Raw genomic sequence first — 9924 nt, 5'->3', positions numbered from 1 at the left:
GCGGTCGTGAAGACCGCGCCGCCCGCCTCGGTTGCGCTGCCACTCATTGTGGGCTGTAGCCCCGGGCCGTCGCCTAGGCCTGATAGACCGTGCGTCCCTCGACCATGGTGAGCACGGCCTGGTCGTGCTCGTCGAGAAGCACGAGGTCTGCGGCGCAGCCCGGCGCGATGCGGCCGCGGTCGGACCAACCCATGAGGCGCGCGGGATTCTCGGTCATGAGCCTGGCCGCGTGCGCGAGGTCGCACCCCGTGAAGGCCTGGATGTTGCGCAGTGCCTGCGCGAGCGTGAGCGTGGAGCCGGCCCTCACGCCGTTCTCGGCGAGCTTCGCGTCGCCGTCGACCACCACGACGTCGTTCACGCCCAGCTTGTAGCTGCCGTCGGGCAGGCCCGCGGCCATGATCGAGTCGGTGATGGCCACGATGCGATCCCAGCCCTTGGCGTTCAGGTACATCCGTACCGTCGCGGGCACGAGGTGGCGCCCATCGCAGATGGCCTCGGCGTAGAGGTCGCCGCGCTCGAGGGCGATGCCCAGGATGGAGGGCTCGTGCTGGTGGAAGAGGCGCATGGCGTTGCCGAGGTGCGTCACCGAGCGAACGCCCGCCTCCACGCAGGCCTCGCACTCGGCGTAAGTGGCGCCGCTGTGGCCCATGGCCACGACCATGCCGAGACGCGTGAGCTCGGAGACCATCTCGGCCACGCCGGGGACCTCGGGCGCGAGCGTGACGTAGGTGACGTGCCCGCCCGACTCCTCCTGGTAGCGACGGAAGAGCTCGGGCGACGCCTCGTGCATGAGCAGGCGCTCGGGCATCGCGCCCTTGTACTCCACCGAGAGGCATGGCCCCTCGAGGTGCACGCCCGCGAGGCGCGCCCCGTCGTAGGCGCCGGCCTCGATCATGGCGCGGGCCTGGCCCATGCACCACGAGGTCTGCCCGGGCGTGTCGGTGAGCACCGAGCAGTTCCAGCTCGTGACGCCCTGCCTCGCGAAGAAGCGCCCGATCTTGCGCAGGCCCTCCACGTCGGCCGCGTTCACGTCGATGCCCACGGCGCCGTGCGTGTGCAGGTCGATGAGGCCCGGGAGCACGCTCATGCCGGCGGCGTCGATGACGGGCAGGCCGCGCGGGTTGTGCCGCTCTCGCGTGACCGTGACGATGCGGCCGCCCTCGACGCCGATGTCGGCTCGCTGCATCCTCCCGTCGACGAGTGCCATGGCGTTTGCGATGTAGGCGTCCTGGGACATGGTGGCCTCTCTCTGGGGTCGGTGAGGGGTGCGTGGCGATAAAAAAAGAGCGTCCCCGCAACCCTGGCCGGCGCGGGGACGCAACGCGCGGTCGCGCTAGAAGGGCGTGCCCGCTGCGACGTCGTTCACGTAGAGCAGCGCGTCGGGATGCGCCTGGGCAAGCGTGACGGGGAAGTCGGCCGTGGGCGTGCCGTAGGCGGCGCGGCGGCAGACCGCGCGGTGCCACCCGCGAAAGACGCCGAGCCTGATCTTGCGCGCGCCGAGGATGTCGCACATGCCGATGGTGATGGCGCGCCTCGGCATGGCCTCGAGCGCCCCGCCCAGGTCGGCCGCACAGTTGGTGGCGCGCGTCTCGGGACGGATGTCGACCACGCGCGTGGGCAGGCGGGAGAACTCCTCGTCGCCCATGCCATCGACCGGCTCGTTGAAGGCGAGGTGGCCGGTGATGCCGATGCCGCCAAAGCAGGCGTCGACGCCGCCCAGCTCCCCGACGAGGCGCTCGATGCAGCCCGGGTCGTGCGGGTCGGGGAACACCCGCTGCTCGGGCGGCATGAGAAGCTCGGGGTCGATCCTGCCGTAGACCTCGCGGGCCATGAAGCCGCGGAAGCTCAGGGGGTCCGCCTCGTCGATCCACTCGTCATCGTCGGTGAGGTACTCGTCCATGTTGATGAACCAGCAGCGTTCAAGCGACAGGCGCCTCTCGTTCACGAGCCGGGCGAAGATCGGGTACTGGCCGACCGGACCCACCGGACAGATGAGCACCGTGTGCCGGCCGGCGGCGTTGCCGGCTTCGATCTCGCGGATCATGTCGAGGGCGAGCTCGTAGAAGACCTCTCCCGAGCTGCCGAGCACCTTGAGCGGCAGGCGGCTTCCCTGGCCCAGCTCGCCCGGCGGGATGTGGTAGTAGTCGCAGCCCATCTCCGGCCCCTTACTTGAGCTCGGACTCGTAGAGCTTGTCGGCGTCCGTGATCACGTCGGTGAGGACGTAGTCGGTGACGGGCACCTCGGCCTCGATCTTGCCCGCGTCGAGGAAGACCTTCTGCTGGGCCTTGTAGTAGCCCTCGATGACGTCGGTGTGGCCGATGGCGTCGACCGCGCCCTGCCAGTCGCCCTCGCCCGCGGACTGCAGCAGCGTCTCCTCGGGAAGCTCGAGCTTGGCGGCGAGCAGCTTGGCCACGTCGTCGGTGTGCTCGGCGCGGTAGACCTTGGCCTTGTCGAGGGCCGCCGCGAAGCGCACGAGCACCTCCTTGTTCTTGTCGGCGTAGTCGGGCGCGCAGCAGTACGAGCCGGGGAAGGCCACCTTGTCGGAGAAGTCGGTGTCGGTGCCGAGCATGAGGTAGTTGTCGCCGAGCTGCTGCTTGAGCGTGACGGTGTTGGGCGACCAGGTGGCCGCGGCGTCGATCTGGCCGGAGATGAGGGCCGTGGTCATGCCGGAGACGTCCATCTCGACCGTGGTGATGTCGTCTTTGGTGAGGCCGGCCTTCCCGAGCACGTACTGCAGGATGACCTCGGACGACGTGCCGGAGGAGACGCCCACGGTCTTGCCCTTGAGGTCGGCGGCGGAGTTGATGCCCTTGGCCTTGTTGGCGACGACCTCGTCGGCCTTGGAGAGCTGCTCGAAGGAGAAGATCTTGGCCTGGCCCTGGATGGCGAGCGAGTGGGCGCCGTGGCCGATCATCGCCACGTCGATGTCGCCCGAGCTCATGGCCGCGATCTCGGCCGGGCCGGCCTGGAACTGCTGCGGCTCCACCGTGATGCCCACGGCGTCGAAGTAGCCCTGCTCGATGCCGGCGTAGAGGGTGCCGGCGCTGCCGATGTTGGGCATGAACGCCACGCGCAGGGTGACGGGGTCGAAGCTCGAGCCGCTGGCCGCCGCGGTGCTCGCCGCCGTCGTGGTGGCGCCGCCGCCCGAGCCGCCGCAGCCGGCGAGGCCGGCGATGGTGCCGAGGCCGGCAATGCCGCAGAGGCCGAGGAACGAACGCCTGCTCATGCCCTTGTTGCTCATCATGTGAACCCAACTCCTTTGTGTCGCCGGTGACGGGCCCCGTGGCGCGCCTGCCGGTTGTCGTGCCTGTGGCGCGAGGGCTCCGCGCGGGTTCCGTGCGTGGGTCGTGCGGACGTGCGCTGCCTCAACCTGGCCGCACATGAGACAAGCCAAACGGTTGGAAATGAGGCAGGGGGCTACTTGCGGACGGAGAGGTACTCCTGGTAGACCTGGCTCCAGATGTGGTTCTTGAGCTCGAGGAACTCGGGCGACATCTTGGTCTCCTGCGTGCGCGGGTAGCCGATGTCGATGGGAACGATCTCCTTCACGCGGCCCGGGCGGGCGTACATGATCACGACGCGCTGGGCCAGGATGATGGCCTCCTCGATGTCGTGCGTCACGAAGAAGCAGGTCTTCTTCTCGTCCTGCCAGGTCTTGAGCAGCTCGCTCTGGAGCTGGGTGCGCGTCTGCGCGTCGAGGGCGCCGAACGGCTCGTCCATGAGCAGCACATGCGGGTTCATCGCATAGGCGCGGGCGATGGCCACGCGCTGCTTCATGCCGCCGGAGAGCTCCTTGGGGTAGGACTTCGCGAAGTCCTCGAGTTCCACCATCTTGATGTAGCGGTGCGCAATCTCGTCGACCTCGTCCTTGGGCTTCTTCTGGAGCTTGAGGCCGAACTTGACGTTCTCCTCGACCGTGAGCCACGGGAAGAGCGCGTACTGCTGGAAGACGATGCCGCGGTCGGGACCGGGTCCCTCGACCTCCTTGCCGTCCACCGTGACGGTGCCCTCGGTGGGGGTCTCCAGGCCGCCGATGATGTTGAGCAGCGTGGACTTGCCGCAGCCCGATGGCCCCACGACGCACACGAACTCGTTCTCGTGGATGTCGAGGTCGACGCCGTTCAGGGCCACCGTCTCGCCCTTGGACGTGGTGAACTTCTTGACCACGTGGTCGACGTGCACCTTTACTGCTGAATCGTTTCCTGCCATCCCGTGAGCCTCCTCTCGAGGAATCGGACGATCTTCTCGAAGCAGATGCCGATGATGCCGAGCATGAGGATGCCCAGGAGCACCACGTCCATCTGGTAGTAGCCGCTGGCCTGCTGGATCATCATGCCGAGGCCCTTGTCGCCGCCGATGATCTCGGACGCCATGAGCGTGGTGAGCGAGGTGGAGAGGCCGAGGCGCGCCGCCACGAGGATGAAGGGCGTGCAGGCGGGGATGGTGACCTTGAAGAAGATGTCGCGCTGCTTGGCGCCCAGGACGCGCGCCGCCTTGATGAGCGTGACGTCGACGCCCTTCACGCCCTGGTAGATGGTCACGACCATGATCATGAAGGCCGCGATGAAGATGACCGTGATCTTGGCCGTCTGACCGATGCCGAGGCCCGCGATGATGAGGAACACGTAGGCGAGCGGCGGGATGTTGCGCACGAACTGGATCCAGGGCTCGATGATGTGGCGGAACGGGTCGTACCACGCCATGAGGAAGGCCACCGGGATGGAGACCACGAACGCCAGGCCAAAGCCCGTGAGCACGCGCGAGAGCGAGGCCCAGGTATGCACCCAGATGTTGCCGCTCTCGGCGCGCAGCCGGAAGGCCTCCCAGACCTCGGCGGGGCTGGCGAACACCGCCGGCCACTTGCCCGAGGCGAAGAGCCACAGCCCCACGGCGCACGCCGCGGAGATGAGCACCCACACCCAGTTGGGTATTTTGCTCCAGAACCCGTTCTTCTGTCTCACCGAGTGCCTCCAATCGCTTTCGGCCAAGATAGCGCGGCCCGCGCCAGACTCCGCGCGAATGCGTCCGAAACCGTTTGCGCGGGGCCCTCACTCCGGGCGCCTCGCAAGGCCTTGGGTCCCATTCGCCGCGGGCTGGCCTTCCGTGGCAGTGCGCGGATTGTTCCGCGTGGCCACAAACATAGGCAAGTGAATCGGCAAATCGCACTTAACCGTTTCAGCTTGAACTGAGTTGTAACATGCCAGACGTCATTCTGTGATGGAGAAATTCGCAAACTACCGTTCAGCGTCGATTTTGTAACGCTCAGGTAAGAAGTGTGAATAATAGCCGGTAAACGGTTTGAAATAGCGAATGGGTCATTTCTTTCACTTTTTCGTCCCCTGAGGCGCCAACTCGTGTTACAAGAGTAGTGTGAGCTTAAACGCGTAAGTAGTTGAACGTTTTCGAAGAAGCCGGACGCGGGGGAGTGCGCCCCGTGTCACGCTCGGGTTGGCGAGGCCAGGGGTCCTGGCGTCCGTCGGACCGGGCGGGGAACGAGTCGGGCAGGCAACCCTTAGAGAGGGGCGGGTATGGCCAAGCGGGCGACACTCAAGGACGTGGCGCGCCTCGTGGGCGTCACGCCCACCACGGTCTCCTACGTCATCAACAACAAGCCCGGCCAGACCATCACGCCCGAGACGCGCAGCCGCGTGCTCGCGGCCGTGGCCGAGCTCCACTACGTGCCCAACGCCCACGCACGGACGCTGCGCAGCCAGACGAGCCCCTGCGTGGGCGTGGTCATCCGCAAGAACCTCGCGGTCCCCAGGTTCTCGCAGGTGGTCTACGGCATCCAGCGCCGCCTGGCCGAGAGCGACTCCAACATCCTTCTGCTCGACGGCACGATCAACCCGTTCAACGGGCTCAGCGACTACGTCGCCGCCTTTCTTGCCCGGCGCGTGGAGGGCATCGTCTTCATCGGCGAGGAGAACGAGGGCCCGGAAGCCGCGAGCCTCTCGGCCATCGCGTCGGAGAGCATCCCCTTCGTGGCCTACGACTGCCAGGTCCCCTCCAACGACTTCAGCACCATCGACCTCGACTACGAGGGCGGCGCTCGCCTGCTCGTGGAGCACGTGCTCGGCCGCGGGCCCGCCCGGCTGCTCTACGTGCGCCCCGACATCGACACGCCCCAGGAGCTCCTGCGCGAGCGGGGCGTGCGCGCGGCCGCGGAGGCCGCCGGCGACATCGAGCTGCTCGTCCGCAGGCTGCCCGTCACGCTCGAGAACCTCGACACCTGGGACGCCCACTACTCGGTGGGCGACACCGAGGAGGGCCTGCGCCTCATGGAGGGCGTGATGGGCGTGGTGGGCGAGCTGCTTGCGCTCGTGGGCCCCGGCGACGCCATCGTCTCGAGCTGGGCCGGCTGGACGCACTACTTCAGGAAGGCCGCCGGCCGGGTGGACTTCGTGACCGCCGAGCTTGCCAACAACGGCGAGAACCGCCTCGCGGCGGACCTCTATACGACGCTGCCCAACTTCGAGGCCGGCGTGGCCTGCGCCGACGAGGTGCTCTCGCTTGCGCACGGCGGCGTGCCGTGCGCGCGTACGCTCAAGCTTTCCAACGTGGTGGAGGCGTCTCTGGGCTAGGAGGCCCTGCCCGGACGCCAGAGGGGCGGCACCCGCGTGCCGCCCGGAAGAAGGAGGCCAGGATGCTCGTCCCGCTCAAGCCCGTGCTGGACGCCGCCCGTCGGGGCGGCTATGCCCAGGGCGCGTTCAACGTCAACGCCGTGTGCCAGGCCAAGGCCGTGATCGAGATCAACGAGACCTTCCGCAGCCCCGCGATCCTGCAGGGCGCCGACCTCGCCAACGCCTTCATGGGCGGCCGGGCCGACTTCGCCAACGGCACCGTGGAAGACAAGATAGCCGGCGCGCGCAACATCGGCGACGCGGTGCGGCGCTTTGGCGAGGACAGCCCCATCCCCATCGTTTTGCACCTCGACCACGGGCGCGACATGGCAAGCGTCAAGGCGGCCATCGCGGGCGGCTACACCTCGGTCATGATCGACGGGTCGTCTCTGCCCTTCGAGGAGAACATGGAGCTCACGCGCGAGGTGGTGCTCTATGCGCACGAGCGCGGCGTCTCGGTGGAGGGCGAGCTGGGCGTGCTGGCCGGCGTGGAGGACGACGTGAGCTCGCTCGCGAGCACCTACACCAACCCGCTCGCGGCCACGGAGTTCGTGCGCAATACGAAGGTCGACGCGCTCGCCATCTCCTACGGCACCATGCACGGCGCCTCCAAGGGCAAAGACGTCAAGCTCAGGCGCGAGATTCCCATCGCGGTGCGCGAGTGCCTGCTGCACGAGGGCCTCGACTGCGCGCTCGTGAGCCACGGCTCGTCCACGGTGCCGCGCTACATCGTCGACGAGATCAACGAGCTGGGCGGCAACGTCCAGAACGCCCACGGCATCCCCATCGCCGAGCTCAAGGCGGCTATCCCCTGCGACATCTCTAAGATTAACGTCGACACCGACATCCGCCTGGCCGTGACGAGGAACCTCCGCGAGCTCTTCGAGCGGCGCCCCGAGCTCAAGGGCAGCGAGAGCATCGGCGGCGTGTGGCGCCTGCTCGACGAGCGCCGCGACCAGTTTGACCCCCGCGCCTTCCTGCCGCCGGTCTTCGACACCGTGATGCACGGCGTGGTGCCCGACGACGACCGCCAGGCGCTCGTGGACGCCATCGAGCGCGGCGTGCGTGAGGCCGTGGGCACGCTCATCGTGGAGTTCGGCAGCTTTGGCAAGGCGCCGCTCATCGAGCGCGTGGGTCTCGACGAGATGGCCGAGCGCTACAAGAGGGCGGGGCTCTGATGGCGGACAACCTGCTCGTCGTCCATGGGGGAGGGCCCACCGCGGTGCTCAACGCGTCGCTCTACGGCGCGGTCACGGAGGCCCTGGCCACGCCGGGCGTGGGGCGCGTGCTGGGCGCCCGCGGGGGCATGGGTGGCGTGCTCTCCGGGGAGTTCATCGACTTCTCCCAGGTGGGCGAGGGCGAGCTGGGACTCCTTCCGAGGTCTCCCTCCTCGGCCATCGGCACGAGCCGGCGGCCCCTCGACGCGGCGGACTACGCGCGCATCGCCGAGGGCCTCGGCCGCGCGGGCGTGCGGTGGCTCCTCTGCACGGGCGGCAACGGCACGATGGACGCCTGTGGCAAGATCTGGGCCGCCTGCGCCGACGCCGGCGTGGACGTGGGCGTGGTGGGCATCCCCAAGACGATGGACAACGACATCGCGGCCTGCGACCACGCCCCGGGCTACGGCAGCGCGGCGCGCTACCTCGCCGCGGGCGTCTCGGAGGTCTGCGCCGACGTGCGTGGGCTTCCCATCCACCTCGTGGTGGTGGAGGCGATGGGCCGAAACGCCGGGTGGGTCACGGCGGCGAGCTCCCTCGCGGCCGAGGGCGGCTGCGGCGGCCCCGACCTCATCTACCTGCCCGAGCGCGACTTCGACGAGCGGGCCTTCCTCGACGACGCCCAGCGTCTCATCGACGAGCGCGGCGCGGGCGTGGTCGTGGTGAGCGAGGGCCTGCACGCGGCGGGCGGGGAGTCGGTGGTGCCGCCGCTCATGGCCGTGGGGCGGGCCACCTACTTTGGCGACGTCTCGGCCTACCTCGCGCAACTCGTGATCCGCGAGCTTGGCTACAAGGCGCGCTCCGAGAAGCCCGGCCTCTTCGGGCGGGCGTCGATCGCCTGGCAGAGCGACGTCGACCGCGAGGAGGCCATCGCCTGCGGGCGCGAGGCCGTGCGGGCCGCCACCTCAGGCGACACGGGCGTCATGGTGGGCATCCAGCGCGTCTCGACCGAGCCCTACGAGGCGCGGCTCGACCGCGTGCCCATCGAGCGGGTCATGCTCGAGGAGCGCACGATGCCGGACGGGTTCATCAACGAGCGGGGCAACGGCGTGACGGAGGCCTTCTGCCGCTGGGCGCGGCCCCTCATCGGCGGTGCGCTGCCGCGGCACGTGTCGTTCACGTAGGGCGCGCGGGCCTCGTGCCCGTCGCCGGCGCCGCCGGCCGCCCCGTCCCCACCACATTCCCAACCTCGTCCAAGGAGGCCCCATGAAGCACATCTTCCTCAACCTCAAGCGCTTCGACATCGTGCCCGAGCGCGGCGGCGTGAACCGCCTCGCCCAACCGGCCGAGTGGGGTGCCGCCGTGGCGAGCTCCATCCGCGGCGTCGCCGCGCGGCGCGCCCGCGAGTGCGAGTTCGCGGCGTTCCTGCCCGAGGCACACCTCATCGGCGCGGTGGGCGCGCTCGAGCCGGAGGGTGCGCTCGGCATCGGCTGCCAGGGCGTGCACGGCGCCGACACCGCCAAGGGCGGCAACTTTGGGGCCTTCACCACGCTGCGCACGGCCAACTCCGTGGCCGAGCTCGGCGTCACGTGGGCGCTCATCGGCCACTGCGAGGAGCGCATGAACCTTCGCGCCATCATGGCCGAGGCGGGCGTGGAGGGCCCGGATGCGGAGGCCGCCGCCGGGCGCATCCTCAACCGCGAGGTCCTGGCCGCCCAGGCCGCCGGCCTCAAGGTGCTCTTCTGCCTGGGGGAGCGCGAGAGCGAGCTCGACCAGGCCGACGAGGTCCTGGCCGCGCAGCTCACGGCCGGCCTTTCCGGCGCCGACCTCTCTCGCGCGGTCGTTGCCTACGAGCCGGTCTGGAGCATCGGGCCGGGCAAGACGCCCGCCGACGCGCCCTACATTCAGCGCGTGGCGGGCCTGCTCAAGGACGCCGTGCCGGGCATCGACGTGGTCTACGGCGGCGGGCTCAAGGCTGACAACGCCCGGATGCTCGCCTCCATCCCCGAGATCGACGGCGGCCTCATCGCGCTCACGCGCTTCTCGGGCGAGATCGGTTTCTACCCCGACGAGTACCGCGAGATCGTCGACCTCTATCTCGGCTAGACGGTGCAGGTGGGGACGTGTTCGTTCTGCACACCCGCGG

Annotated in this window: 9 protein-coding genes; 4 read left to right on the top strand and 5 right to left on the bottom strand. The window is 69.0% G+C overall.

Going from position 1 to position 9924, the window contains the following annotated elements; translation table 11 throughout:
- Nucleotides 1-73 precede the first annotated feature (73 nt).
- The 5 genes from nagA to EFAMC1_RS00025 all read right to left on the bottom strand — a co-directional run bounded on the left by nagA (nt 74) and on the right by EFAMC1_RS00025 (nt 4962).
- A complete protein-coding gene (gene nagA, locus EFAMC1_RS00045; protein WP_154052304.1) occupies nt 74-1237 on the bottom strand; it encodes an N-acetylglucosamine-6-phosphate deacetylase in 1164 nt (387 codons plus the stop codon).
- A gap of 96 nt (nt 1238-1333) precedes the next feature.
- Entirely contained in the window at nt 1334-2155 is an 822-nt protein-coding gene (locus EFAMC1_RS00040) for a glucosamine-6-phosphate isomerase (RefSeq protein WP_154052303.1), read from the bottom strand.
- A gap of 10 nt (nt 2156-2165) precedes the next feature.
- Complete coding sequence (locus EFAMC1_RS00035) at nt 2166-3245, bottom strand: ABC transporter substrate-binding protein (RefSeq protein ID WP_261981684.1); 1080 nt, start codon at nt 3243-3245, stop codon at nt 2166-2168.
- A 173-nt stretch (nt 3246-3418) separates the two neighbouring features.
- A complete protein-coding gene (locus EFAMC1_RS00030) occupies nt 3419-4210 on the bottom strand; it encodes an ABC transporter ATP-binding protein (RefSeq protein ID WP_154052302.1) in 792 nt (263 codons plus the stop codon).
- Nucleotides 4186-4962: an ABC transporter permease gene (locus EFAMC1_RS00025; protein WP_154052301.1), complete on the bottom strand. Its 777-nt coding sequence runs from the start codon at nt 4960-4962 to the stop codon at nt 4186-4188. The genes EFAMC1_RS00030 and EFAMC1_RS00025 overlap by 25 nt, the downstream gene beginning before the upstream one ends.
- 567 nt (nt 4963-5529) lie before the next feature.
- Here EFAMC1_RS00025 and EFAMC1_RS00020 point away from each other — a divergent pair.
- The 4 genes from EFAMC1_RS00020 (at nt 5530) to EFAMC1_RS00005 (ending at nt 9884) form a co-directional block, all read left to right on the top strand.
- Nucleotides 5530-6582: a LacI family DNA-binding transcriptional regulator gene (locus tag EFAMC1_RS00020; protein WP_154052300.1), complete on the top strand. Its 1053-nt coding sequence runs from the start codon at nt 5530-5532 to the stop codon at nt 6580-6582.
- A gap of 62 nt (nt 6583-6644) precedes the next feature.
- Complete coding sequence (locus EFAMC1_RS00015) at nt 6645-7799, top strand: class II fructose-bisphosphate aldolase (RefSeq protein WP_154052299.1); 1155 nt, start codon at nt 6645-6647, stop codon at nt 7797-7799.
- Nucleotides 7799-8962 carry a diphosphate--fructose-6-phosphate 1-phosphotransferase gene (locus EFAMC1_RS00010; protein ID WP_154052298.1) on the top strand — a complete coding sequence of 388 codons (1164 nt, stop codon included), beginning with the start codon at nt 7799-7801 and terminating at the stop codon, nt 8960-8962. The genes EFAMC1_RS00015 and EFAMC1_RS00010 overlap by 1 nt, the downstream gene beginning before the upstream one ends.
- Nucleotides 8963-9044: 82 nt before the next feature.
- Nucleotides 9045-9884 (top strand): triose-phosphate isomerase, encoded by an 840-nt coding sequence (locus tag EFAMC1_RS00005; protein ID WP_154052297.1) that lies wholly within the window; start codon nt 9045-9047, stop codon nt 9882-9884.
- The last annotated feature ends 40 nt before the right edge of the window (nt 9885-9924 follow it).

Origin of the sequence: Olsenella uli (genome assembly GCF_901212675.1) — a bacterium.
GTDB classification, from domain to species: Bacteria; Actinomycetota; Coriobacteriia; order Coriobacteriales; family Atopobiaceae; genus Parolsenella; species Parolsenella uli_B.
This window is presented reverse-complemented; position numbering and strand designations above follow the sequence as displayed.